This is a genomic window from Paracoccus sp. S-4012 (genome assembly GCF_009674885.1).
Lineage (GTDB): Bacteria > Pseudomonadota > Alphaproteobacteria > Rhodobacterales > Rhodobacteraceae > Paracoccus.
The window spans coordinates 541,239-564,987 of the sequence record NZ_WKKA01000001.1 but is presented as its reverse complement, the minus strand read 5'-3'; the positions used below and the strand labels follow the sequence as shown (position 1 = coordinate 564,987).

The 23,749-nt window shown below is 70.9% G+C and carries 19 protein-coding genes; 9 read left to right on the top strand and 10 right to left on the bottom strand.

Annotation, left to right across the window (positions count from 1 at the left end; all coding sequences use genetic code 11):
• Position 1: 1 nt before the first annotated feature.
• Complete coding sequence (locus GI374_RS02775) at positions 2-958, bottom strand: BMP family protein (RefSeq protein ID WP_229582464.1); 957 nt, start codon at positions 956-958, stop codon at positions 2-4.
• 265 nt (positions 959-1,223) lie between these two features.
• On the opposite strand from GI374_RS02775, the gene GI374_RS02770 reads away from it, so the two are divergent.
• Positions 1,224-2,057: an SDR family NAD(P)-dependent oxidoreductase gene (locus GI374_RS02770; protein WP_154335463.1), complete on the top strand. Its 834-nt coding sequence runs from the start codon at positions 1,224-1,226 to the stop codon at positions 2,055-2,057.
• Positions 2,058-2,072: 15 nt separating this feature from the next.
• Here the strand turns inward: GI374_RS02770 and GI374_RS02765 are convergent, their stop codons facing one another.
• The 7 genes from GI374_RS02765 to GI374_RS02735 form a co-directional block, all read right to left on the bottom strand.
• Entirely contained in the window at positions 2,073-3,005 is a 933-nt protein-coding gene (locus GI374_RS02765) for a choline ABC transporter substrate-binding protein (protein ID WP_154335462.1), read from the bottom strand.
• A gap of 44 nt (positions 3,006-3,049) precedes the next feature.
• Positions 3,050-4,546: a proline/glycine betaine ABC transporter permease gene (locus tag GI374_RS02760; protein ID WP_154335461.1), complete on the bottom strand. Its 1,497-nt coding sequence runs from the start codon at positions 4,544-4,546 to the stop codon at positions 3,050-3,052.
• On the bottom strand, positions 4,546-5,601 hold the full coding sequence (locus GI374_RS02755; RefSeq protein ID WP_154335460.1) for a glycine betaine/L-proline ABC transporter ATP-binding protein: 1,056 nt from the start codon (positions 5,599-5,601) through the stop codon (positions 4,546-4,548). The genes GI374_RS02760 and GI374_RS02755 overlap by 1 nt, the downstream gene beginning before the upstream one ends.
• A 25-nt stretch (positions 5,602-5,626) precedes the next feature.
• Positions 5,627-6,586, bottom strand: a complete 960-nt coding sequence (locus GI374_RS02750; protein WP_195759809.1) for a glycine betaine ABC transporter substrate-binding protein — start codon at positions 6,584-6,586, stop codon at positions 5,627-5,629.
• A gap of 109 nt (positions 6,587-6,695) precedes the next feature.
• On the bottom strand, positions 6,696-7,463 hold the full coding sequence (locus GI374_RS02745) for a hypothetical protein (protein WP_154335458.1): 768 nt from the start codon (positions 7,461-7,463) through the stop codon (positions 6,696-6,698).
• 11 nt (positions 7,464-7,474) lie between these two features.
• Positions 7,475-9,889 (bottom strand): FAD-dependent oxidoreductase, encoded by a 2,415-nt coding sequence (locus tag GI374_RS02740; RefSeq protein WP_154335457.1) that lies wholly within the window; start codon positions 9,887-9,889, stop codon positions 7,475-7,477.
• A complete protein-coding gene (locus tag GI374_RS02735) occupies positions 9,886-12,279 on the bottom strand; it encodes an FAD-dependent oxidoreductase (protein ID WP_154335456.1) in 2,394 nt (797 codons plus the stop codon). Before GI374_RS02735 ends, GI374_RS02740 begins: the two co-directional genes overlap by 4 nt.
• 139 nt (positions 12,280-12,418) lie before the next feature.
• Here GI374_RS02735 and GI374_RS02730 point away from each other — a divergent pair, with 139 nt between their 5' ends.
• From GI374_RS02730 to GI374_RS02705, 6 genes are all read left to right on the top strand, one after another.
• Entirely contained in the window at positions 12,419-13,402 is a 984-nt protein-coding gene (locus GI374_RS02730) for a LysR family transcriptional regulator (RefSeq protein ID WP_154335455.1), read from the top strand.
• 90 nt (positions 13,403-13,492) lie between these two features.
• Positions 13,493-15,013 carry a trimethylamine methyltransferase family protein gene (locus GI374_RS02725; protein WP_154335454.1) on the top strand — a complete coding sequence of 507 codons (1,521 nt, stop codon included), beginning with the start codon at positions 13,493-13,495 and terminating at the stop codon, positions 15,011-15,013.
• Entirely contained in the window at positions 15,010-16,338 is a 1,329-nt protein-coding gene (locus GI374_RS02720) for an aspartate aminotransferase family protein (protein ID WP_154335453.1), read from the top strand. The genes GI374_RS02725 and GI374_RS02720 overlap by 4 nt, the downstream gene beginning before the upstream one ends.
• Before the next feature lie 125 nt (positions 16,339-16,463).
• The gene (gene ftsH / locus GI374_RS02715) at positions 16,464-18,443 is read left to right on the top strand and encodes an ATP-dependent zinc metalloprotease FtsH (protein WP_229582462.1); all 1,980 of its coding nucleotides are present in this window, start codon (positions 16,464-16,466) and stop codon (positions 18,441-18,443) included.
• 68 nt (positions 18,444-18,511) lie between these two features.
• Positions 18,512-19,111 carry a flavin reductase family protein gene (locus tag GI374_RS02710; RefSeq protein ID WP_370515104.1) on the top strand — a complete coding sequence of 200 codons (600 nt, stop codon included), beginning with the start codon at positions 18,512-18,514 and terminating at the stop codon, positions 19,109-19,111.
• Entirely contained in the window at positions 19,108-19,644 is a 537-nt protein-coding gene (locus GI374_RS02705) for an adenine phosphoribosyltransferase (RefSeq protein WP_154335451.1), read from the top strand. Before GI374_RS02710 ends, GI374_RS02705 begins: the two co-directional genes overlap by 4 nt.
• A 36-nt stretch (positions 19,645-19,680) precedes the next feature.
• Here the strand turns inward: GI374_RS02705 and GI374_RS02700 are convergent, their stop codons facing one another.
• Positions 19,681-19,869, bottom strand: a complete 189-nt coding sequence (locus tag GI374_RS02700; RefSeq protein WP_154335450.1) for a DUF3008 family protein — start codon at positions 19,867-19,869, stop codon at positions 19,681-19,683.
• A complete protein-coding gene (locus GI374_RS02695; protein ID WP_154335449.1) occupies positions 19,869-20,339 on the bottom strand; it encodes a GatB/YqeY domain-containing protein in 471 nt (156 codons plus the stop codon). The genes GI374_RS02700 and GI374_RS02695 overlap by 1 nt, the downstream gene beginning before the upstream one ends.
• Positions 20,340-20,456: 117 nt before the next feature.
• Here GI374_RS02695 and carA point away from each other — a divergent pair, with 117 nt between their 5' ends.
• The gene (gene carA, locus GI374_RS02690; RefSeq protein WP_154335448.1) at positions 20,457-21,620 is read left to right on the top strand and encodes a glutamine-hydrolyzing carbamoyl-phosphate synthase small subunit; all 1,164 of its coding nucleotides are present in this window, start codon (positions 20,457-20,459) and stop codon (positions 21,618-21,620) included.
• Positions 21,621-21,678: 58 nt separating this feature from the next.
• The gene (locus GI374_RS02685; protein ID WP_229582459.1) at positions 21,679-23,745 is read left to right on the top strand and encodes a glycosyltransferase; all 2,067 of its coding nucleotides are present in this window, start codon (positions 21,679-21,681) and stop codon (positions 23,743-23,745) included.
• Positions 23,746-23,749 lie beyond the last annotated feature (4 nt).

Here is a 23,749-nt window from a genome sequence, read left to right as displayed (position 1 = left end):
GTTATTGCGGCTCGCTGAAGTCCTGCGGCACCTCGAAGGTGCCGGCCTTGATCGCGGCACGGACCCGCTCCATCTCCGCCTCCGCCTCGGCGGGCGCGACGCCCCGCACATAGGCGATGTCGCTGCCGCCCTCCTTCATCAGCCCGTAGGCGGTGTAGTCGCGCCCGACCGGATTGCCCGCCGCGACATCGGCCACGATCGCGTTCAGGATCGGCCGGAAGCCCCACAGGGCGTTGGCGAAGACCGTGTCGGGATAGACCGGCGTGTAGTCGATCAGCGAACCCACGGCCTTCAGCCCGCGCTCCTTCGCGGCATCGGCGGTGCCGATCCGCTCGCCGAAGAGGATGTCGGCCCCGGCATCGATCAGCGCCAGCCCCGCTTCGCGCGCCCGCGGCGGGTCGAAGAAGGTGCCGATGAAGCTGGTCTGGTGCCGGACCTCGGGGTTCACCGCCCGCGCGCCCTGGGCAAAGGCGTTGATGAGCAGGTTGACCTCGGGGATCGGCATCGCACCGACCGAGCCCAGCATGTTCGTCTGCGTCATCCGCCCGGCGAGCATCCCCGCCAGATACGCACCGTCATAGTTCCAGGTCCCGAACACCCCGAAATTGTCGCCCGCGGGCGGCGCGCTCGACCCCATGGCGAAGGCGGTCTGCGGATATTCGGCCGCGACCTCGCGACCCTGCCGCTCGACCGGGAAGGTCTCGCCGATGACCAGCTGCGCCCCGGCCTCGGCATATTCGCGCATCGCGCGCGGATAGTCGGTGGCCGAGATGCCTTCGGAGAAGGTGTATTCGATCATGCCCTCGGCGGCGGCGTCCTGCAGCGCCGCATGCAGCACCGAATTCCACGCGTTCTCCACCGGCGAGCCATGCACGCCCGCCATCCGCACGGGGGCGGCCTGCGCGCGCAGCATCCGCGGCGCCAGGGCCGAGGCGCCGAGGATCAGTCCGGACTGCATAAGGACGCGCCGCGACACGGCAAGACGCTGATTCATTGGCTACCTCGGGGGGATGGCGGGCATGATGGCGCCAGTCTTGAGAGTCATCGGCCACCGAGTCAACGATGCCGAAGGGCATGGTGGGCGCGATGCATTCTTCGTGATGGATGAGGCCACCGCCGCCCGGCAGTGGTCGGGCGGATTCCCCCCGGCTATGCTCGCGCGGCAGGAGAGAGGGAGAACCCGGAATGACGACGCGTCCGCTTGCAATCGGCCATGCCGGGCCATGAGCAGCACGAACCTCGAGGGACGCAGCGCCGTCATCACCGGCGGCCTGAGCGGTCAGGGTCTTGCCATTGCGCGCGCGCTCGCTGGGGCGGGGGCCAACGTCGCCCTCGGCTCCTATCTGGGCGAGGCCGCGGGGCGCGCGGGGGATGCGGCGGCCTATCCGGGCGAAGAGAGCGCCGCGGCGATCCGCGCCGAGATCGAAGCCCTCGGCGTGACCGTCCACGCCGGCCATCTGGACGTGCGGGACGCGGACGCGGTGCGGGCCTTCCTCGACGCGGCCGAGGCCGCCTGCAGGCCGGCCGACATCCTCGTCAACGCCGCCGGCACCACGGCCGAGCAGCCGGTCTCCGGCCACAGCGATGCGTTGTGGGAGAAGATCATCGACACCAACCTCACCGGCGCCTTCCGCATGACGCGCGAGCTGCTGCCCGGCATGATGGCGCGGGGCTGGGGGCGGATCATCAACATCGGCTCGACCGCCGCCACCGTGGGCTGGAAGGACAACCCGGCTTATTGCGCCTCCAAGGCCGGGCTTCTGGGGCTGACGCGCTGCGTGGCGCTCGAAGGGGCGGCGCGGGGCGTCACCTGCGTGATGATCAGCCCGACCTGGGTCGAGACCGAGCTGATGCGCCGCAACGTGGCGCAGGTGGTCGCGCGCGCGGGCGGCAGCCGCACCCTCCAGGACGCGCTGGCCGATATCGCCGCGCAGAACCCGCAGGGGCGCATCATCCAGCCCTCGGAGGTCGCGGCCCTCGCCCTCTATCTCTGCGGTGAGGACGCGCGCGGCATCACCGCCGAGAACATCCAGATCACGGGCGGGGCGCTCTGGTAGCCTCGCCCGGATCGGTCACAGGCCGAGGCTGTCCCGCACCGCGGCCTCGGCATCGCCGCCGTCGAAGGTCGTCACCCCCTCGAGCCACGGCCAGATCACATCGGGATGCGCCTTGAGCCACGCCGTCGCCGCCACCTTCGGCTCCTCCGCGTCGCCGAGGATCGCACCCATGATCTCGTTCTCCATCTCCAGCGTGAACCGGAGATTGGTGATGAACTTCGCCGCGTTCGGGCATTCCGCGGCGTAGCCCGTCCGCAGGTTCGTGTGGATCACGGCGCCGCCGAAGTCGGGGCCGAAATAGTCGTCGCCGCCGCTGAGATATTCGATGTCGAAGTTGCTGTTCATCGGGTGCGGCTCCCAGCCGAGGAACACGATCCACTCGCCCTGCCCGATGTCACGCGCGACCTGGGCCAGCATCGCCTGCTCGTTCGACTCGACCAGCGTCCAGTCACCGAGCCCGAAGGCGTCGTCGGCGATCATGTCGAGGATCATGCGGTTGCCGTTGTTGCCGGGCTCGATGCCGTAGATCTCGCGGCCGAAGCGGTCGGCGAACTTGTCGAGATCGGCGAAGTCGCGGACACCCTCGGCGGCGACGTAGTCGGGCACCGCGAAGGTGTATTTCGCCCCCGTCAGGTTGGTCGAGACCACCTCGATCGAGCCGTCGTCCAGATAGGGCTGGCGGTCGACCTCCATGCTGGGCTGCCAGTCGCCCAGATAGGCGTCGATATCGCCCGCCTTCATGCTGACATAGGTGACGGGGATCGACAGCAGCGTCGAGGTGGGCTGGTAGCCGAGCGCCTCCATCAGCACCGTGGCGACGGCGGTGGTCGAGGTGATGTCGGTCCAGCCCACGTCCGAGAAGCGGACCGCCTTGCAGGCGGCGTCATCGGCGAGGGCCGGGGCGGCGGCGAGGCCGAGGGCCAGCGCGCTTGCGGCAATGCGTTTCATGGTTCTCTCCCTGTTGGTCTTGTTGGTCTTGTTGGTCTTCTGGTTCACGGACGGACCCGCCCCTGCACGATCCGGTCCAGCACCATCGCGCAGGCGAGGATCGCGAGGCCGGCGAGGATGCCCTGCCCCACGGCGGCGTATTGCAGCGCGCTCAGCACGTCCTCGCCGAGGCCCTTGGCGCCGATCAGCGAGGCGATCACCACCATCGACAGGCACATCAGCAGCGTCTGGTTCACGCCGGTCATGATCGACGGCATGGCGAGCGGCAGGTCCACCTTGAAGAGGAGGAAGGCGGGCGAGGCGCCGAACGCGGTCGCGCTCTCGCGCACCTCCTGCGGGACGCCGGCGATGCCGAGCGCGGTCAGGCGCACCACCGGCGGCAGGCCGAAGACCAGCGTGGCGATGACGCCGGGCGGCTTGCCGATGCCGAAGAAGGCGATGACCGGGATCAGGTAGACGAAGGCGGGCATGGTCTGCATGAAGTCGAGGACCGGACGCAGGACAGTCGCGACCCTGCGGCTGCGGCCCGACCAGACGCCCAGCGGAATGCCGATCACGACGCAGAGGAACGCCGCCGTCCCGAGCAGCGCCACGGTCGCCATGCTCTTCTCCCAGAAGCCCAGCAGCGCCAGATAGGCGAGCGCCGCGGCCGAGAAGATCGCCACCCGCGCGCCCGAGACCTGCCAGGCGATCGCCACGATCGCCACCATGATGATCGGCCAGGGCGTGACCACGAGGGCGGTTTCCATGAAGTCCAGCACCGCCTCGATGCCCGCGGTGATGCCGCGGAAGAAGGGGGCGAAGCTGTTGGCGGCGGTTCGGACGGCGGTGTCGATGCCGCTCGAGACCGCGTTGCGCAGGTCGGTCGCGGCGGGGAAGGTCGCCAGCCACGCGGGCACCTGTGGCGCGGCGAAGCGGTAGACCGCCAGCGGGCAGCAGAGCGCGACGATGCCGAGGGCGAGCGCCACGCGGGCGGCGGGGAGGCCATGCGGCAACCGCGGGTTCGCCCGCCAGCGGCGGAAGCGCGCGGCGAGGATCGCGTTGCCGGAGAGGCCGATGGCGAGACGCACCGCGGCGAGGATCACCGCGCCGGTCACGACAAGGCGCGGCGCTTCGGCCCGCGCCGCCTCGGCGGCGGCCCGCGCCCGCTCGGCCTCGGCGGTGAGCGCGAGGGCGGAGGTCCGCATGCTCTCGCCCAGCGGATTCCCGGCCGCGATGGCCGCCTCGGCCGCCGCCGCGCGGCCGGCCCCCTGCGCCGCCAGCCGCTCGGCCCGCTGCAGCGAATCGCTGCCGAGGTCGCCGAGAAGACCGATCCCGAGCAGCACGACCGCGAAGATCTCCACCGCGAAGGCCAGCCAGAACGCCGCCCAGAGGCCGCGCGCCCCGAGCCAGACCGGGCCGCCGAGGGCGGCGGCCGCGTTCGGGACCACGGCAAAGCCGCGGGTCGCGCCGATGCGGCGGAAAACGCGCGCATAGTATCCGGTCCCGCGCCCGGCGAAGCGGCCCACGAGGGCGGCGTCATCGTCGCGCGACCCGGTCATCAGCCGAACTCCCCCTGTATCGCCCTGAGCAGCCGGGTCCGGTCCACGACCCCCACGACCGCCCCCTGGCCGTCGCGGATGGCAAGCGGACCCTCCGCCTCGGCGCTCGCCCGCACGAGGGCCGAGAGCGTCATCCCCGCCTCCGCCACGGCCATGCCCTCCACCGGCGGCGCGCCCGGATTGCGCGCCCGCCACGCCTCCGGCGCCTCCATGATGCGATGCGCGTGGACGATGTCGAGGCGCGGGATGTGCGCGACGAAATCGGCGACGTAATCGGTCCGCGGGCTGGTCACGATCTCCTCGGCGGTGCCGGTCTGGATGATCTCGCCGTCCTTCATGATCGCGATGCGGCTGCCGATGCGGATCGCCTCGTCGAGGTCGTGGGTGATGAACATGGTCGTCTTGCCCATTTCGCGGCTCAGGCGCAGGAACTCGTCCTGCAACTGGCGGCGGATCAGCGGGTCGAGGGCGCTGAAGGGTTCGTCCATCAGCAGGATCGGCGGGTCGGCGGCCAAAGCGCGGGCAAGGCCAACGCGCTGCTGCATGCCGCCCGAGAGCGCGGCTGGGAGGCGGTCGCCCCAGTCCGCCAGCCCGACCTTGGCGAGCGCGCCCTCGGCGCTGTCGAAACGCTGCCTGAGGCTCGCGCCCTGGATCTCCAGCGGCAGGGCCACGTTCTCGCGCACGGTGCGGTGCGGCATCAGGCCGAAATGCTGGAACACCATGCCGATCCGCGCGGCCCGCGCGGCGCGCAGCGCGGCGGGGGGCTTCGCCAGCATGTCCTCGCCCATCACCCGCACGGCCCCGGCGGTCGGCTCCAGCAGGCGGTTGACGTGGCGCACGAGCGTCGACTTGCCCGAGCCCGAGAGGCCCATGACGCAGAAGATCTCGCCGGTCGCAACCCGCACCGTCGCATCGGCCACGCCCACGACGCAGTTGTAGCGCTGCAGGACCTCGGCCTTGGAGAGCCCGGCGCGAGCGGCGGTCAGCGCCTCCTGCTCGCGCGGGCCGAAGATCTTCCAGACCCCCTCCAGCTCGATCGCGGGCGTGTCCGTCATCTCACCTGCGTGCGGGTCGCCTCGATCACTCGGCCAGCCAGCCGGCGACCTGATCGGCGTTCTCGGCCACCCAGGCCTCGGCAACCTCCTGCGGCGGGGTGCCGTTGACGATCTGGAGCGACCAGTCGTTCACGTCCTCGTCGGAGAGCTGGATGTTCGACAGCAGCGTGACCAGCGCCGGCTGGCGCTCCGCCAGCGAGGCGGACCAGCTGATGTGAACCGTCCCGTCCTCGTAGGCGGAGGCGACATGCGACTTCTCCTGCCAGGCGGGATCCTCGTTCGGCTGGACCATCACGAAGTCGTCCGGGTTGTAGGGCGGCTCCTCCAGCAGCACGATGTCGTATTGCGCGAAGTTCTGGTGCGGGCCGTAGCAGTAGCCGACCCAGGGCTCGCCGGCGCGGTCGGCCTCGGCCAGCCCGGCATTCGCCACCGCCTCGTCGGTCGATTGCAGCTCGTAGAAATCGGCGAGGCCGTAGTCGCGGGCGCGGATCGTCTCGATATTGACCGACTGCCAGCCCTGCGGCCCGACCCACAGCTCGCCCCGGCCATCGCCGTTGCGGTCGAAGAGCCGCGCCGCCTCGGGGCTGGCGAGGTCGAACACCGAGGCGATGCCGTGCTCGTCCACCGTGACCCGCGTCACGCAGTAACCCTGCACGGCGGGAAAGGAGTTCTCGGACATGACGACCGTGCCGGCGTCCTTCACATACTGCTCGACGAGGCCAGCCTGGTTCGGCAGCCAGGTCTCGGTCCAGATGTCGATATCGCCCGCGCCCTTGGCCATCGCCTCCCAGATCACCGGGACGGCGGTGGTGTTGACCATCTCGACCTCAAGGCCGAGGGCCTCCTCGATGATGGCCTTGACGGCGTAGGCGGTGGCCTGGCCGGAGGAATAATTCGGCTCGGGGATGACGACATCAGCGGCGGCGGCCGCGAGCGGGGCGAGGCCGAGGGCCAGTGGCGCGAGGACGGAGGCGAGGCGTTTCACCGGAACATGCTCCTCAGGATGCGGTTTGCGGGGAGGATCAGCGAGGCGGGCGCCGAAGTATCCCGCCATCGCGCCGAATTAGCCAGACTGATGCGTTTCATTAGCGCCCTTACGGCGGCGTCTCGGGCGTCAGCGCATGGGCGGACAGCTTCTCGTGAAACGGCATCTCATGCGCCAGGAAGTCGCGCAGATGCGGTGCCTCGGCGGCGGCGGCCTCGAAGTTCTCGGCCTGCTGGCGCAGTTCGGCCTCGGTCAGCGGGCGGATTTGCTTCGACTGGCTCACGTCGGCGTGCCAGCCCTCCACCTGCGCCCAGTCCTCGGGCGTCTGGCGCTGCCAGTCGAAGGCCTCGGCCCGGTAGGGCAGGCCCAAGCGCCGCCACAGCGCGGCCATGATGCCCTGCGGATCGTTCCGCACATCTTCGGCCCGGATCACCGGCGGCGTCTGGCCCTGCGCCGCCAGCCCCTCCAAATGCCGCCACTGCGCCGCCAGCCCGATCTCCTCCAGCGTCAGCTCGGGGTCGAGCTTGTAGTAGGAGGCGATCGAGGCGATCGGGTTGCGGATCAGGAAGGCGTTGCGCAGGCGGCCGCCGAAAGCCCGGTCCTCGAGGATCTGCGGCATGACGTAGTAGGACATGTCCTTGAAGAAGACCGGCCCCGCCTCGGCCCGCGCCAGCAGCATGTCGCGGATGTCCTCGTATCGCGTCGGATGGTCGTCCTGCGCCTCGAAATGCGGCATCTCGCGGCGGGCGCGGTGGACGTAATAGTCATACATGAAGGGCTCGTGCAGGCAGTCCAGATCGCCACGCTCGCGCATCAGCCGCTCGGTCGCGGTGGACATCGAGCGGGGGTGCGACCAGAGGGCGATGATCGGGTGCATGGCGGTCCTCCTCAGGACTTGAGGCGCGTGTTCTCCGGGTCGAAGGGCGGGCGGTCGAGAACCGTCGCCGGGCATTCGCGGCCGAGGATCGCGACCTTGAGCCCCTCGCGCAACCCGCGCTCGCGCAGGGAGGCGAGGGTGAGCGGGCGGCCGGTCCGATGGCCCCAGGCGCCGGAGGTGACGATGCCGACCGCGCGGCCTTCGTGCAGGACGGGGTGGCTGTAGAAGGGATCGGTGCCCTCGGTCGCAACCTCCAGCAGCACCATCTCCCAGCGGTCGGCCGAGGCCATCCGCGCCAGCAGCGCCTCGCGGCCGACGAAGTCGCGCCCGTCGGTCTTGACGAGAAAGCCGAGGCCCGACTCCTCCGGCGTGCGTTCGGTCGTGAGGTCGGAGCCCCAAGCCGGATAGCCCTTCTCGATCCGCATGGCGTTCATGGCATAGGCGCCGAAGGGGACAAGCCCGAGGGGCTGGCCCGCGGCCCAGACCGCGTCGAAGAGGGCCGGCATGTCGGCGGCGCGGGCGTGCAACTCCCAGCCCAGTTCGCCGACATAGGAGAGGCGCAGGGCGCGGACGGGAATGCCCGCGACCTCGATCTCGCGGATGCTCATCCAGGGGAAGCCCGCGCCGAGGTTGGCCTCGGTCACGGTCGCGAGCAGATCGCGCGCGCGCGGACCCATGACCGCGAGGACGCCGTAGTCCTCGGTCATGGCCTCGACCGTCACGTCATGGCCTTCGGCGCGGGCGCGGAGCAGGTCCTCGTCCATCTCCTCGGCCGCGGCGGCGGAGGTGAGCCAGGCGCGGTCCTCGGCCAGCCGGGCGACGGTGAACTCGGCCTGCACGCCGCCGGCAGGGGTCAGGACGTGGATCAGGCCGACACGCCCGGCGCGCGGGGGCGTGTTGCTGCCGAGGGTGGCGAGGAAGGCGGCGGTGCCGGCCCCGCTGATCTCGAACTTCGAGAAGACCGACATGTCGGCGACCCCCACGCCCTCGGTCACGCCGCGGCATTCGCGGGCGACCGCGTCGAACCAGTTGCTGCGGCGGAAGCTCGGGACCGCCTCGGCGCCCGGCGCGTCGGAAAACCAGTTCGGCCGCTCCCAGCCATGCGCCGCCCCCATCACCGCGCCGCGCTCCAGCATCCGCGAGTGCAGAGGCGTCAGGCGCTTGCCGCGGGCGGCGGGGCGTTCCTCGAAAGGGTAGTGGACGCCGAATTGCAGCCCGAAGCACTCGACCGCCTTCGCCACGCGATAATCGCGGTCGGCCCAGGCGCCGAAGCGGCGGCTGTCCACCGCGAGCGCGTCCATCGGCGGCGCCCCATGCGTCATCCAGTGCGCGAGGAACCATCCCGCGCCGCCGCCCTCCATCACCCCCATCGACGAGCCGGTCAGCAGCCACGCGCCGGGCAGCCCGTGGGCGGGGCCGATCAGCGGGTTGGCGTCGGGGGTGAAGGTGATCGGGCCGTTCACGACCGACTTCACGCCCCCGGTCTCGAGCGCCGGGATGCGGGCCATGGCGGCGGCGATGATGTCCTCGACCCGGTCGAGGTCCGGGGGCATCAGGTCGGCGCCGAAGTCGGGCGGGCAGCCGTCGATGGACCAGGCTTCGGCGTCCTTCTCGTAGGGGCCGAGGATCAGGCCGTCGCGCTCCTGCCGCACATACCAGCTTTCCTCGGGGTCGCGGATGATCGGCAGTTCGGGCAGCCCCGCGGCGATGCGCTCGGCCACTTCGGGCAGCGTGTCGGTCACGAGATACTGGTGCAGCACCGGCACCGAGGGGATGTTCAGCCCCATCATGTGCCCGACCTCCCAGCCCCAGGTGCCGGCCGCGTTGACGATGTGGCGCGCGCGGATAGCGCCTTTCGCGGTCTCGACCAGCCAGCCGCCGCCCTCGCGCCGGATCGCCGTGACCGGGTTCCGGCGCAGGATCGTCGCGCCCCGTTCGCGCGCGACCTGTGCCATGGCGTGGGTGGCGAGGGTCGGGTCCACATGGCCGTCGTCGGGCTCGTAGATGCCGCCCAGCAGCCCCTCGGTCCGGGCCAGCGGATGCAGCTCCGCGATTTCGTCCGGGCCGAGCAGCCGCAGCTCGTAGCCGGTGAAGCGCGAGAGTCCGGCGACATGGGCGAACTCGTCCATGCGGTCGGGGTTGCGGGTGACGCGCATCGCGCCCGAACGGTGGAAGCCGCAGTCCTGCCCGGTCTCCTGCGGCAGGATGTCCCGGTAGAGGCGGACCGAGGTCGCGCGCATCTCCTGGATGGTCGGGTTGTGGGCGAAATGGGTGCAGAGGCCCGCGGCGTGCCAGGTCGAGCCATGCGTGAGGTCGTTCTTCTCGGTCAGCACGAGGTCCGACCAGCCGAGCTTGGCAAGATGATAGAGCAGCGAGACGCCCATGGCGCCGCCGCCGATGATGAGAACCTGCGCGTCCGTGCTCATGCTTTCATCCGTGCGCCGCTGGGATCGAAGGGCGGCCGTGCGAGGGCGGTCGCCGGGTGGAGGCGGCCCGCGACCTCGACCTCGAAGCTGCGGGCGCAGGTGTCGCGCAGGCTCTCGCCCGGCGCGATGGCGACCAGCCCGAGCGCGAGGCCGAGGCGCGTGCGCGCGCCCCGCGCGCCGGAGGTCGTGAGGCCGACGACGCGTCCACCCTCGCGGATCGGCTCGTCATGGAGGATGAGCGGGCGCGAGGGCAGGTCGAACAGCACCATGCGCCGCGCCAGCCCCGCCTCGCGCTGCGCGCGCAGGGCCCCGCGCCCGAGGAAGTCCTTGTCCCAGTCGATGGTGAAGCCGAGGCCCGCCTCCAGCGGCGTCACCTCCGGGCCGAGGTCGTGGCCCCAGTGGCGGAACCCCTTCTCGATGCGGCAGCCGTCGAGGGCGTAGTGGCCGAGCGGCTGCGCCCCCGCCGCGCGAAAGGCGTCGAACACGGGAGCCCCGCGCGCGGCGTCGATGGACAGCTCCCAGCCGAGTTCGCCCACGAAGCTGATGCGGGTCGCCCGGCAGGGCACCCCGGCGCTGGTCACGGCGCGCGAGGTCGAGAACGGGAATGCCGACCAGTCGTCGGGCGAGAGCGCCTGCAACAGCGCGCGCGAGCCGGCGCCCATGACGCCGATGACGACCTCGGCCTCGGTCACGTCCGAGACGGTCACGTTCCGCCCCGCCCCCGCGCGGCGCAGCCAGGCGGCGTCCTTCCAGCGGGTGGCGGCCCCGCTCGTCACGCGGAAGCTCTCCGGTCCGATGCGCGTGACCGTCACATCGGCCTCGATCCCGCCGCCGGCGTTCAGCATCGGCGTATAGATCGCCACCCCTTCCGCCACGTCCATCTGCGCCGCCGCCAGATGCTGCATCAGCGCGAGCGCGTCCCTGCCGGTCACGTCGAACTTGCCGAAAGGCGAGAGGTCGATGAGCGCGACGCCGCCCTCCATCACGGCCGCCTCGCGGTGGACGATCTCCTGCCAGGGCTGCTCGCCCACGGAATATGGCAGGTCGCGCTCGGCCGGCTCGCGCGCATACCACAGCCCGCGCTCCCACCCCGCCGTCAGGCCGAACTGCGCCCCGGCCGCCGCCCAGCGGTCATGCAGCGCCGACATCCGCAACCCTCGGCCCGCCTTCGGCTGCTTGAACGGCCAGTGCAGCGCGAAGACATCCGCAACCGCCTCCTGCATCCGCACGGCGACATGCGCTTCGCTCGCGGCCAGCGGGTCGGCGCGGGCGATGTCCATGTCCCAGAGGTCGAGCGGCGCGATGCCCTCCTCCATCCAGTCGGCCAGCACCCGCCCGATACCGGCCGAGGACATCACCCCCACCGAGTTCATGCCCGCCGCGACGAACAGCCCGTCCACCTGCGGCACCCGCCCGACGAGCGGGCGGCTGTCCACGGTGAAGCTCTCGGGGCCGTTCATGAAATGCTGGATGCCGGCATCGTTCAGCGCCGGGATCAGAGCGAGGGCGGCCTCCATGAAGGGTGCGAACTGGTCCCAGTCCTCGGACAGTTCGAGGAACGGCCGGTCGCCCTCGGGGCCATGGGCGTTCCAGCATTTCGCGTGAGGCTCGAAGCCGCCGATCACCAGCTTGCCGGTGTCGCCCTTGACATAGATGCCTTGGTCGAGGTCGCGCAGGACCGGATAGGGGGTCGGCAGGCCCGGCATGGCTTCGGTCACGACATACATGTGCTCCACCGCCTGCAGCGGCAGCGGCACGTCCGCCTCGTCGGCCAGCCGCTTCGACCAGACCCCGGCGCAGAGCGCGGTGCGGTCGGCGAGGAGTTCGGTTCCGTCCGCCATCTCGACGCCCTTCACCCGCCCGCTCTCCACTAGCAATCGGCGAACGGGGGCGTTCTCGCGGATCTCCGCCCCCTGCGCCCGCGCCCGCCGGGCATAGGCCATGCAGAGGTCCACCGGATTGACGCTGGCGTCCTCCGCGACCCTGAGCGCGCCGATGATCCCGTCGAGCGCCAGCCCCGGCACGCCGATCCCGTCCGGCCCGACCACCGCGGCGTTCAGCCCGAGGTGCCGCCCAAGCGAGGCGATGCGGTGCAGCTCGTCCATCCGCGCGACCTCGCGCGCGAGCCAGTAGCCGCCGGTGCGGCGGTAGCCGGTCGGGAACCCGCTTTCCTCCTCCAGACGCGGAAACAGCTCGCCCGCATACATGGCGAGCCGCGTGGCGGTCGCCGTGGCGCGCAGCGGGCCGACGATGCCGGCGGCGTGCCAGCTGGTGCCGGAGGTGAGCTGGTTGCGCTCGAGCAGCGCGACCGGCCCGGTGCCGCGGCGGGTGAGGTGATACGCGAGGCTGAGGCCGATCGCCCCTCCCCCCACGATGAGCGTCGTCGCCATGCCCCTGCCACACCCCCTCGAAACCGCGACATAGGACCGGCCGAAGGCCCCGCGCTCAACGCTGGACCGGGCGCATCAAGAAAACTAATCATGAGTAGAAAACGAGGGCGCAGGCCGCCCCGCATGGGGGCATCTCGGGTTGGCCAGAGCGCGCAGCGATCTCGACATCAACATGTTCCGCGCCATCGAGGTCTTCATGGCGGTGGCGGATATGCAGCAGATGACGGCCGCTGCCGCCGCCCTCGGCATCACCCAGTCGGCCGCCTCGCAGCATATCGGCAACCTCGAGGCCGCCCTCGGCGTGCGGCTCTTCGACCGCTCCTCGCGGCCCATGACGCTGACCCATCAGGGCGAGGTGCTGCAGCGGCACGGCTTCCGCATGCTGAACGTGGTCGAGGACCTGCGTCAGGACCTGCGGCACCTGCAGGCCTCGTCGCTGCCGATGCTGCGGATTGGCATCCTCGCCTCGATCGCGACGACCCTGACGCCGGGCCTGTTCCGCCTCGTGCGCGAGCGGCTTGGGGTGCCGGAGCTGATCCTCTCGGCCGGGCTCGCGAGCGACCACCAGGCGGCGCTGAACCTGCGCCAGATCGACGTCGCGATCACCTCGGGACAGTTCGTCGCGATGGAGGGCCACGCAGCGCATCCGGTCCTCGACGAGCCGTTCCTGCTGGTCCTTCCCGAGGATTACGACGGGCCGGTGGACGACATCGACGCCATCGCCGCGCGCCTGTCGCTGGTTCGCTTCGGCGCCGACACGCCGGTCGGGCGGCGCACCGATCAGCACCTGCAACGCTGCCGGCTCGACCTGCCGCGGGCGATGGAGGCCGACCGCTCCTCCATGGTGGTGGCGGGGGTGATGACGGGCAAGTGCTTCGCCATCCTGACGCCCTCGCTGCTGATCGACGGGTTGGCCGAGGGGATGAACCTGCGCCTCGCCCCCCTGCCCTTCGCGGGCTTCCGGCGCGGCATCCAGGTCGTCTCGCGGGACGAGTCCCTGGGCGACATCCCGGCGCGGCTGGCGCGGGAATGCGCGCTCATCATGCAGGCCGCGGTGGCCCGCCACATGCCGGGCTTCGCCGATCAGGTCGTCTATCACGCGGCCGCTAATCCCGATCATTAGGATCGGCGATGCACGGGTTTGGCACTGCCTGCGCGCCGCCTGCGCGCCCTAGTCTCGCGCGGTGAGGACCGGGCAGAGGGGACGAGGACGATGAGCCGACGATCAGGCCGGGACGCGCGGATGCAGGCGCGCTCCGGGCGGGGCGCGACCGCCGCCCCCTACGTGACCCGGCGCATCCCCTTCATGAGCCTCATCGACGAGGAGGCCATCGCCATCATCGAGCGCAACGCCGACCGTATCCTCGACGAGATCGGCATGGACTTCCGCGGCGATGCCGAGACGCTGGACCTCTTCCGCGCCCACGGCGCCCGCGTCGAGGGCGAGCGGGTGCGCTTCGATCCCGGCTGGTGCCGGGCGAAGATCGCGAGCGCGCCGCCCGTCTTCATGCAGCACGCCCGCAACCCGGCGCGCACGGTCCAGATCGGCGGCGACGCGCAGGTCTATGCGCCGAGCTTCGGCCCGCCTTTCGTCCACGACATGGAGCGCGGCCGCCGTTACGCCACCATCGAGGATTTCCGCCAGATCACCAAGCTGCACCACCAGTTGGCGGCGGTGCAGCACTCGGGCGGCGTGGTGGTCGAGCCGGTGGACCTGCCGGTGCCGGTGCGCCACCTGCACATGGCCCACACGCACCTGACGCTGAACGACAAGCCCTTCATGGGCGCCGTCACCGCGCCCGAGCGCGCCCGCGACACCATCGAGATGGCCAAGCTGGCGATGGGCGCCGAGTTCGTGGAGCAGAACTGCGTCCTCTATTCCGTCGTCAACACCAACGCGCCGCTCGTGATGGACGAGACCATGCTGTGGGCGCTGAAGGAATACGCGCGCGCCGGGCAGTGCACGGTCGTTTCGCCCTTCGTGCTGGGCGGCGCGATGTCGCCGGTCTCGGTCGCCGCCACGCTGGCGCAGGTGCTGGCCGAGGTCATGGCCTGCGTGGCGCTGATCCAGCTGATCCGACCCGGCGCGCCCGCGGTGTTCGGCACCTTCTTCTCGCCCATCAGCCTGCGCTCGGGCTCGCCCACATTCGGCACTCCCGAGGGTACGCAGTTCCAGATGTGCGCCAAGACGCTCGCCGACCGGCTGGGCCTGCCCTTCCACTCGGTCGGCGGGCTGACCACCGCCAAGGTGCCCGACGCGCAGGCGGGCTACGAGAGCCAGGCGCAGCTGATGGGCGCGACCATGGCCGGGGTGAACTTCATCATCCACGCCACCGGCTGCCTCGAGGGGCTGCTGACCACCGGCTACGAGAAGATCGTGATGGACGCCGAGCGCTGCTCGGCCATGGCGCGCTTCGTGCAGGGGGTGGATTTCTCCGAGACCGCGCAGGCCATGGACGCCTTCTTCGAGGTCGGCCCCGGCAACCATTTCCTCGGCGCCGCCCATACCCAGGCCAATTTCGAGAGCGCCTTCTGGATGGGCGAGATGTCCGACAACGGCACCTATGAGCAATGGGCGGCCGAGGGCGCCGCCTGGCAGCATGAGCGCGCCACCGCCGTGGTGAAGCGGCTGCTGGCGAGCTACGAGCCGCCGCCGATGGACATCGCCGTGCGCGAGGCCCTGGACGACTACGTCGCCCGCCGCACCCGTGAGATCGAGGGAGAAGAGCCTTGACCCTGCAGACCAGCTGGAACGTGGACGAGACCGCCGCGCGCCGCGACCGCTACTACGCCGCCAGCCAGCGCCGCTTCGTGCCCTTCCGCGAGCCGATGGTCTTCCGCCGCGGCGAGATGCAGTATCTCTGGGACGCCGAGGATCGCCGCTACATCGACCTGCTGGGCATGAACGTCTGCATCTCGGTCGGCCATTCGCACCCGAAGGTCGTCTCCGCCGCGATGGAGCAGGCGCAGACCCTGACCCATTGCACGACGATGTTCTACCACCCGGTCCCGGCGCATTTCGCCGAGGAACTGGCGGCGACGATGCCGAAGGGCGAGAGCGGCGACATCGAATGGGTGGTGCATTTCACCAATTCCGGCGCCGAGGCCATCGACCTCGCGCTGACCATGGCACGCGGCTACACCGGCAACCTCGACGTGCTCTCGCTCCGCACCGCCTATCACGGTCCCACAGCGGCGGCGCAGTCGCTGACCGGCATCGCGGGATGGCGCCATCCCGGCATGCCCGGCAACGTCGCCTTCGTGCCCGAGCCGAACCAGTATCGCGGCATCTTCGGCGAGAACGCGGGGGCTGCGCCCTATCTCGACGAGATCGAGCGCACCATCGCCACCGCCACCACCGGCAAGGTGGCGGGCATCTTCGTCGAGAGCGTGCAGGGCTACGGCGGCATCATCGAGATGCCGCCCGGCTACATGACCGGCGCGGCCGAGCGGGTGCGCGCGGCGGGCGGCCTCTACATCGCCGACGAGGTGCAGTCGGGCTTCGGCCGCACCGGCGACCACATGTGGGGCTTCGAGGCGGACGGCGTGACCCCCGACATCGTGGTCATGGCCAAGGGCATCGGCAACGGCTTCCCGCTCGGCGCCGTGGTCGCGCGCAAGCATGTCGCCGCGCCCATGGCCGAGAAGTTCATGTTCCACACCTACGGCGCCAACCCCACCTGCTGCGCCGCCGGCCGCGCGGTGCTTCAGGTGATCGCCAAGGACCGCGTGCAGGAAAACGCCCGCGTGGTCGGCGCAGCGCTCCTCGCGCGGCTGCAGGACCTCAAGCAGCGCCACGCCGCCATCGGCGACGTGCGCGGGCGCGGGCTGATGCTGGCGATCGAGATGGTCAAGGACCGCCGGACCAAGGAGCCCGACCCGGCGACCACTGCCAGCGTCTTCGAGGCTTGCCGGGACAGCGGCCTGATCCTGTCGAAATCCGGCCCCTCGCAGTCCTGCCTGCGGCTGGTGCCGCCGATGTGCCTGTCGATGGACGACGTCGAGGCAGTGGCGGACGGTTTCGAGCGGGCGTTTGAACGGGCGTCCCGCTCCCGCTAGCCTGCCTCCCGGCGCCGCCGCCCGCACGTCGGGGCCTTCACCGAAGCTTCAGGACTTCGGTGATATCGAACGATTCCCGGATCGCCGCGTTGGACGAGGCCAAGCCCAGCACGAGCAGCATGTCCATGGCCCAGCCGAACCGTCCTCCGCGCAGCAACGCCCCCGAAGGCCGGCAGATTCCCGGCGGGCGGATCTGGCTGTTCTTCCTGCTCCTGTTCCTCGTGAACTACCTGATCGCCGACTGGTCGCTGTCCGAGGACGCGCCGGTCCCGGTTTCCTACACCACCTTCCGGGCCGAACTCGGCCGCGACAACATCGAGGCGATCCACACCCGCGGCGACTCGATCGAGGGGCGCTTCCGCGCCGCGATCGACTGGACGCCGCCCGACACTCCCGCCGGCACCGCCGAGACGCGGCCGGTGCTGAACTTCGAGACGCTGCTGCCGGCCTTCGTCGATCCGGGCCTCGAATCCGAACTGATCGAGCGCCGGGTGGACATCCGGGCCACGCCCATCCAGCAGGGCACCGGCCTCGGCACGCTGCTGCTGTGGAGCTTCCTGCCCACCTTCCTCATCATCGCCTTCTACGTCTGGCTGTTCCGGCGCGCGGCGAAGCAGGGCGGCGGTGGCATGTTCGGGGGCTTCGCGAACATCGGCAAGAGCAAGGCCAAGCGCTTCGACACCGAAAGCGACACGAAGGTCACCTTCGACGACGTGGCGGGCATCGACGAAGCCGAGAACGAGCTGGTCGAGATCGTGGATTTCCTGAAGAACCCCGAGAAATACACCCGTCTTGGCGGCACCGCGCCCAAGGGCGTGCTGCTCGTCGGCCCGCCCGGCACCGGCAAGACGCTGCTGGCGCGTGCCGTCGCGGGCGAAGCCGGGGTGCCGTTCTTCTCGATGAGCGGGTCCGAGTTCGTCGAGATGATCGTGGGCGTCGGCGCGGCGCGGGTGCGCGACCTCTTCGCCGAGGCCCGCAAGCACGCCCCGGCGATCATCTTCATCGACGAGCTCGACTCGATCGGCCGTGCGCGGGGCCAAGCGGTGATGGGCGGCGCCAGCGAGCAGGAGCAGACGCTGAACCAGATCCTGACCGAGATGGACGGCTTCTCCTCGCGCCAGGGCGTGATCGTGCTGGCGGCGACGAACCAGCCCGACGTGCTCGACAAGGCGCTGCTCAGGGCCGGACGCTTCGACCGCCGCGTGGTGGTGAACCTGCCCGACAAGGCCGGGCGCGAGGCGATCTTCGAGGTCCATGTCCGCAAGGTGCCGCTCGGCCCCGACGTGGACCTCGGCCGGATCGCGCAGGCGACGCCCGGCCTCTCCGGCGCCGACATCCGTAACCTCGTGAACGAGGCCGCGCTGCTGGCCGCCCGGCGCGAACAGGACAGCCTGCATCAGGCGGACTTCATGGACGCGCTGGAAAAGATCATCCTCGGCCCCGAGCGGCCGATCGTGCTGACCGACGCCGACCGCGAGCGCGTCGCCTATCACGAGGGCGGCCACGCGATCCTCGGCCTCGTGGTGCCGGGCGCCGATCCGGTGCATCGCGTGACCATCGTGCCGCGCGGCATGGCCCTCGGCGTGACCTACCAGCGGCCGGTGGCGGACCGCTACAACTATCCCGAAGGCTACCTGCGCGCGCGGATCATCGGCATCCTCGGCGGCCGCGCGGCGGAGGAGGTCGTCTACGGCACCCGCACCACCGGGGCCGAGAACGACATCGAGCAGGCAACCGGCCTCGCGCGGCAGATGGTTACCCGATGGGGGATGAGCGAGGCGCTCGGCATGGTGCAACTCGCGCCGCGCGAGAACAGCTGGGTCGGCGCGGGCGGCGGCTTCGGCCCAAAGATGCACAGCGACGAGACGGGACGGCTGATCGACACCGAGGTCGCGCGGATCATCGACGAGTGCCACGACGATGCCCGGCGCCTGCTGCGCGAGCGGCGGGTCGAACTCGACGCCCTCGTGGCGGCGCTGATGGAGCGCGAGTCGCTCGACGAGGACGAGATCCTCGAGGTGACGGGCCTGCCCCCTGCCCCGGCGCTCGCGGAAATGCCACTGGCGCCGCATGAGGCGGCAGAGCGGGCGTCGAAGGCGCACTGACCCCCGGGCTTGCGCGGCAGCGCCCGGCGTGATGGGAAGGCGCGGCATCAGCGAAGGGAGGACGGCCGGTGTTCTATCGTCCCGAGGCCGGCCACGGCCTGCCCCACAACCCGTGGAACGCGATCGTGGCGCCGCGCCCGATCGGCTGGATCTCGACCCGCGGGGCCGACGGCGACAACCTCGGCCCCTACAGCTTCTTCAACGCCGTGGCCTATGTCCCGCCGCAGGTCATCTTCGGCTCGACCGGCGCCAAGGACGACCGTCACGGCACCAAGGACAGCGTGACCCACATCGCCGAAACGGGGGTCTTCTGCGTCAACATCGCGCCCGCCGACATGAAGGACGCGATGAACGCCTCCTCGGCCTTCCTGCCCGCGGGCGCGTCCGAGTTCGAGCGCTGCGGCATCGAGGCGGCCGAATGCGAGACCATCGACTGCCCGCGCGTGGCCCGCGCCGCCGCCTCGATCGAGTGCCGGGCGACGCGGGTGATGCCGCTTGCGGGCGAGAGCAACTGGCTCGTGGTGGGCGTGGCCACCGGCATCCACATCCGCGACGACTGCCTCGTGGAGGGGCGCTTTGACCCGCGCCCGGCCGGCGGCTGGCTCGCGCGGCTGGGCTATCACGACTACACGACCGTGACCGAACTGTGGGAAATGAAGCGGCCATGACCCCCAAGGGCATCAAGGACTACATCCGCACCATCGCCGATTTCCCGCATGAGGGGATCCTGTTCCGCGACGTGACGACGCTCTTTGCGGACGCGCGCGGCTTCCGCATGGCCGTGGACCAGCTGCTGCACCCCTGGGCGGGCATGGACATCGACAAGGTGGTCGGCCTCGAGGCGCGAGGCTTCATCCTCGGCGGCGCCGTGGCCCACCAGCTCTCGACCGGCTTCGTGCCGGTCCGCAAGAAGGGCAAGCTGCCGGGCACCGTGATCTCGGAGGCTTATCAATTGGAATATGCTGAGGCGGTGATGGAGGTCCATGACGACGCGCTCCGGCCGGGCGAGCGGGTGCTGATCGTGGACGACCTGCTGGCGACCGGCGGCACCGCCGAAGCGGGGATCAGGCTCTGCCGGCGGCTCGGCGCCGAGGTGATCGGCGCGGGGTTCGTGATCGATCTGCCGGACCTTGGCGGAAGAACGCGGCTCGAGGCGCAGGGGGTGCCGGTGCAGGTGCTGTGCGAGTTCGAGGGGGTGTAAGGGCTCGCTTCGCCTCACCCCTGCCGCGAAGCGGGCTCAATCCTCGCCCTTCTTCTCCGGCAGTCCCTTCCGCTTCGTCGCCGCCAACTCCTCCAGCTCCTCCTCGGTCATGCTCTCATACATCCCCTCGCTGGCGCCCTGAAGGTCGCCCACCTTCGTCTCGCCCCGCTTGGCGGAGAGCGCCGCCCCCGCCGCCTTCTGCTGCGCCTTCGACTTCGCCGGCATCACGCCCCTCCCATCAGCCGCGACTTCACCATCGGCCCCACGGCCGCGAAATCCATCTGCCCCGCATGCCGGGCGCGTAGCTCCGCCATGACCGCGCCCATGTCGCGCAAGCTCGAGGCGCCAGTCCCGGCAATTGCGGTGTCAATCGCGCGGGCGACCTCCGCCTCGTCCAGCTGCCGCGGCAGGAACGCCTGGATGTAGCCGATCTCGGCCTGCTCCCTCTCGGCCAACTCCAGCCGCCCGCCTTCCTCGAAGGCCCGCGCCGATTCCTGGCGCTGGCGGATCATCCGTCCCAGCAGCCCGGCGAGATCCGCCTCGCTCAAGCGCGCGTCCACGCCCGCCTCGCCCCGCAAGGCGATCTCGCGATCCTTGATCGCCGCCGAGATCAGCCGCAGGGTCGACAGGCGCTGCGCGTCCTTGGCCCGCATTGCCTCCTTGATGCCCGCATCGAGGCGCTCCTTCAGTTCCATGCCGTCCCCCCGTGGCCGCTTGCGACAGAACGGCCCCCTCGGGCGCGGGTTCCCCCGCCGCTTGACCGCCGCCGCCGCCGGGCCTAGGTCTGCGCCGCCCCAACGCCGGTGTCCAACATGCCCGAGTCCCAGAACGCGACCGCCTGCCTCGTCACCGCCGCGGGGGAGGTCTTCTACGGCCGCGGCTTCGGCGCCGAGGGCGAGGTCGTGGCGGAGCTGGTCTTCAACACCGCAATGACCGGCTATCAGGAGATCATGACCGACGCGTCCTACGCGTCGCAGATCGTGACCTTCACCTTTCCTCATATCGGCAACACCGGCGTCACCCCCGAGGACGATCAGGGCCCTGACCCGGTCGCCCCCGGCATCGTTGTCCGCTGGGACCCGACCGAAGCCTCAAGCTGGCGGGCCGTGGCCGAGCTCACCGACTGGATGGCGAAACGCGGCCGCATCGGCATCGGCGGCGTCGACACCCGCCGCCTGACCCGAGCGATCCGGCACGGCGGCGCGCCGCATGTGGTGCTGGCGCATCGCGCCGACGGGATCTTCGACATCGAGGCGATGCTGCGCAAGGCGCGCAACTGGCCGGGCCTCGTCGGCCTCGACCTCGCCCGCGAGGTCACCTGCGCCCAGAGCTACCGCTGGACCGAGGGCCTCTGGTCCTGGCCCGACGGCTTCGACAAGGCCCCAAAGAAGGACGCGGCCCCCTTCCGGGTCGTCGCCATCGACTACGGCGCCAAGCGCGACATCCTGCGCTCGCTCGCCTCCAGCGGGGCCGAGATCACGGTTCTGCCCGCGACCGCGACGGCCGAGGACGTGCTGGCGCATGATCCCGAAGGCGTGTTCCTCTCGAACGGCCCGGGCGATCCGGCCGCGACCGGCGCATACGCGGTGCCGACGATCCAGGCGCTGATCGAGCGCGACCTGCCGGTCTTCGGCATCTGCCTCGGCCACCAGATGCTGGCGCTCGCGGTCGGTGCGAAGACCGTGAAGATGGGCCACGGCCATCACGGCGCGAACCACCCGGTGCGCCGCAACCAGACCGGCCGGGTCGAGATCACCTCGATGAACCACGGTTTCGCCGTCGACACGCAGACCCTGCCCGAGGGCGTGCGCGAGACGCATGTGAGCCTCTTCGACGGCTCCAACTGCGGCATCGAGCTGGAGGGGCGGCCGGTCTTCTCGGTCCAGTACCACCCTGAGGCGAGCCCCGGCCCGCAGGACAGCGCCTATCTGTTCCAGCGTTTCGCCGACGACATGCGGCGGCGCCGGGGCGCTTAACCGTTTGTTAGGGCGACTCGGCGCAACCTGAGGTCGTAAGGGCGACTCGGGGGCTGCGATGCGGGTGACTGCGGTTTCGGGCGAGGCGGCGCGGATGGCGGCGGCCGAGCCGGTCGGCAACGTGGTCCCGCTGCGGCGGGCCGGAGTGCCGAGGCCGATTCCCGCTCCTGCGCCGCGCGGCGACTGGCTGGGACAGGCGCTGCTGGATGCCGATGCCGTCGCGCCGGGCAACCTCCTCAAGGCCACCGTCATCGCGAGGCGCGAGGCCGCGCCGCTGGCCGAGGTGCTGCTGGCGCGCAGCTGGGTCACGCCCGCCGCGCTGCGCCAGGCCATGGCGCGCCGCTGGAAGACCGGCCATGCCGACCTCGGCAGTGCGCCCCCCGATCCGCGCCTCATCGACGCGGCCGGGATCGCGCATTGCCTCGCTCACCGGATCGTGCCCTGGCGGCGGCTGGGAGGCGTCACCTGGGTCGCGACCTCGCGCCCCGAGGGGTTCGAGGCTGCGACCGCCGCCCTGCCCCGCCATTTCGGCGCCACCCGCATGGTCCTCGTGGACGAGGACGAGGTCGAGGCCGCCCTCCTCGCCACCCGCCGCACGCGCCTGATTCGCGAGGCCGAGCTTCGCACCCCGGCCGCGTTCAGCTGCCGCCTGCGGGACGAGCGCCGCACCGGCGAGATCGCCGTGCTCCTGATCGGCCTGCTGGCCCTAGGCCTCGCCGCCGCGCCCCTGACGCTGCTGGCGGGACTGACGCTGCTGGCCCTTGCCATCCTCGCCGCCGCGAGCGCAATGAAGGCCATCGCCGCGGTCGCGCAACTGCGGGCCGCCGCCGCCGCCAGGCGCGGGCGCGAAGCCCTCGGCGCCCTCGCCGCCACCCCGCCCGAGTTGAAGGGCGCCCTGCCCGTGATCTCGGTCATGGTGCCGATGTTCCGCGAAGCGGATATCGCCGCGCGGCTGGTCCACCGCCTCTCGGGCCTCAGCTATCCGCGGGAACTGATGGACATCCTGCTGGTGGTCGAGGAATGCGACGGCCTGACCCGCGATGCGCTGGCCGAGGCGCGGCTGCCGCGCTGGATGCGGGTGATCGTGGTGCCCGACGGGCCGCTGCGGACCAAGCCGCGGGCGTTGAACTATGCGCTGAACTTCTGCCGCGGCTCGATCATCGGCGTCTGGGACGCCGAGGACTGGCCCGAGCCCGAGCAGCTCCACAAAGTCGCCCGCGCCTTCGACGCCGCCGCGCCGGAGGTCGTCTGCCTGCAGGGCAACCTCGATTTCTACAACCCTAAGACCAACTGGCTCGCGCGCTGCTTCACCATCGAATACGCCTCGTGGTTCCGGGTGGTCCTGTCAGGCATGGCGCGGCTGCGCCTCTTCGTGCCGCTCGGCGGCACGACCCTGTTCTTCCGCCGCGGCCCGCTGGAGCAGATCGGCGCCTGGGACGCCTGGAACGTGACCGAGGACGCCGACCTCGGCATGCGCCTGATGCGCCGCGGCTGGCGGACGGAGATGCTCGACACCACCACGCATGAGGAGGCGAACTGCCGCCCGCGGCCCTGGGTCAAGCAGCGCTCGCGTTGGCACAAGGGCTATTTCATGACCTGGGCCACGCATATGCGCGAGCCCCTGCGCCTCTGGCGCGAGATCGGCCCACGCGCGTTCCTGAGCTTCCAGCTGCAGATGCTCGGGACGGTCACGGCCTTCCTGATCGCGCCGGTCCTCTGGACATGGTGGATGCTCAGCGCCGGCCTCGGCCATCCGCTGGCCGGGCCGCTCCAGGCGCTCTGGGCGCCTTCGCTGACGGCGGTGCTGGTGCTGGTAATCGGGGCGGAGCTGGTCAACCTCGCCATCGGCCTCGCCGCCACGCGCGAGGGGCCGCGGCGGCACCTGACGCTGTGGCTCCCGACAATGCCGCTCTATTTCACGCTCGGCACCTTCGCCGCCTGGAAGGCGATCTACGAGGTCGTGACGCAACCGTTCTACTGGGACAAGACCATGCATGGGCTGCATGACGGCAGCGCGGTCATGCCCGCCGCCGAGGTGGAGACGGCTGCCCCGGACGCCGGCATCGTGGCGGTCGCGTCGCCCGGTCGGACGGGCAGCGTCGGCCTCGTCGGCCGGATCGGCTGAGAGG

Bases quoted from the DNA above. Each gene is read 5' to 3' on its own strand.
- GI374_RS02775 (WP_229582464.1), bottom strand. From the start codon at position 958: ATGCAGTCCGGACTGATCCTCGGCGCCTCGGCCCTGGCGCCGCGGATG.
- GI374_RS02770 (WP_154335463.1), top strand. From the start codon at position 1,224: ATGAGCAGCACGAACCTCGAGGGACGCAGCGCCGTCATCACCGGCGGC.
- GI374_RS02765 (WP_154335462.1), bottom strand. From the start codon at position 3,005: ATGAAACGCATTGCCGCAAGCGCGCTGGCCCTCGGCCTCGCCGCCGCC.
- GI374_RS02760 (WP_154335461.1), bottom strand. From the start codon at position 4,546: ATGACCGGGTCGCGCGACGATGACGCCGCCCTCGTGGGCCGCTTCGCC.
- GI374_RS02755 (WP_154335460.1), bottom strand. From the start codon at position 5,601: ATGACGGACACGCCCGCGATCGAGCTGGAGGGGGTCTGGAAGATCTTC.
- GI374_RS02745 (WP_154335458.1), bottom strand. From the start codon at position 7,463: ATGCACCCGATCATCGCCCTCTGGTCGCACCCCCGCTCGATGTCCACC.
- GI374_RS02740 (WP_154335457.1), bottom strand. From the start codon at position 9,889: ATGAGCACGGACGCGCAGGTTCTCATCATCGGCGGCGGCGCCATGGGC.
- GI374_RS02735 (WP_154335456.1), bottom strand. From the start codon at position 12,279: ATGGCGACGACGCTCATCGTGGGGGGAGGGGCGATCGGCCTCAGCCTC.
- GI374_RS02725 (WP_154335454.1), top strand. From the start codon at position 13,493: ATGAGCCGACGATCAGGCCGGGACGCGCGGATGCAGGCGCGCTCCGGG.
- ftsH (WP_229582462.1), top strand. From the start codon at position 16,464: ATGGCCCAGCCGAACCGTCCTCCGCGCAGCAACGCCCCCGAAGGCCGG.
- GI374_RS02705 (WP_154335451.1), top strand. From the start codon at position 19,108: ATGACCCCCAAGGGCATCAAGGACTACATCCGCACCATCGCCGATTTC.
- GI374_RS02700 (WP_154335450.1), bottom strand. From the start codon at position 19,869: ATGCCGGCGAAGTCGAAGGCGCAGCAGAAGGCGGCGGGGGCGGCGCTC.
- GI374_RS02695 (WP_154335449.1), bottom strand. From the start codon at position 20,339: ATGGAACTGAAGGAGCGCCTCGATGCGGGCATCAAGGAGGCAATGCGG.
- carA (WP_154335448.1), top strand. From the start codon at position 20,457: ATGCCCGAGTCCCAGAACGCGACCGCCTGCCTCGTCACCGCCGCGGGG.
- GI374_RS02685 (WP_229582459.1), top strand. From the start codon at position 21,679: ATGCGGGTGACTGCGGTTTCGGGCGAGGCGGCGCGGATGGCGGCGGCC.